Source organism: Myxococcus sp. AM011 (assembly GCF_013372595.1).
Classification (GTDB): domain Bacteria; phylum Myxococcota; class Myxococcia; order Myxococcales; family Myxococcaceae; genus Myxococcus; species Myxococcus eversor.
Genome location: NZ_JABXEM010000589.1, coordinates 1 through 792, shown reverse-complemented (window position 1 = coordinate 792; position 792 = coordinate 1). Strand labels below are relative to the sequence as shown.

General features: G+C 73.7%; 1 protein-coding gene and 1 pseudogene. Both read right to left on the bottom strand.

The genetic code is table 11. The features are described from left to right. Positions 1-539 (bottom strand): annotated as a pseudogene (locus tag HUW62_RS47515) (phage tail sheath protein); the annotation flags it as partial. Next, on the bottom strand, positions 536-792 hold a 257-nt coding region (locus HUW62_RS48315; RefSeq protein WP_217911999.1), incomplete at its 5' end, for a hypothetical protein. The pseudogene HUW62_RS47515 and the gene HUW62_RS48315, both read right to left, overlap by 4 nt.

The window sequence follows — 792 nt, the reverse complement described above, 5'->3', positions numbered from 1 at the left end:
TCCCGGCCGTCGTCGACGCGCACCCGGAGCGACTGCCCGGCGGTGAGGGTGTAGGGGCCGGGGCGGCCCGCGGAGACGGAAGCCGCGGTGCCGGAGAAGACGACGTCCACCGCCTCGGCGCCGTTGGAGGACACCTCCAGGCGCTGGCCGTCGGCCAGGGTGAAGGGGGGACGCAAGGTGCCGCGCACGACGGCGGGCGTGGGCCCGCCGCCCGTGGTGAGGGCTGCCGCAGCAGGCGTGGCCGTGTGCGACTCGGGGTTTGAGGCGTCCTCGTAGTGGGCGGTGCGGACCGCCCACAAGTGAGTCCCTCCGTTCTCGAAGAAGCCCATGGCGGCGAGGGCCAAGTCCGAGTCCGGCGTGAAGCCGCCGAAGGTGGCCTGGTACTCCTCGAAGGAGGTGCACAGCACCGCCTGGCCGATGGGGCCTCTCTCCGCCAGGCCCACGGCACCCGCCACGGAGGTGGGCGCGGAAGGAATGCCACGGACGCGCGGCTCCTCCTCCTCCACGACGATTTTCGACGACAGCAACTCACGACTCACGAGGCACCTCGCTTCTTGCGGGACGCGCGCGCCGACACCTCCGGCGCGGCAGAGGGTGGCGACGACGGCGGGGCCGTGGGGGCTTGCCGCTTCAGGGCGACTTCGCCGCGGCGAATGGCAGCAGCGACCGCGGGCACGCAGAGAGTGGCCTCGGGCACGTCCTCCAGCGACACACCCGTGGCCAGGGTGAGGGAGGACGGCAGGCGTCGGCCGCCACGTCCTGGCTGCACGCCGCAGGCGCACTCGCCGCGCG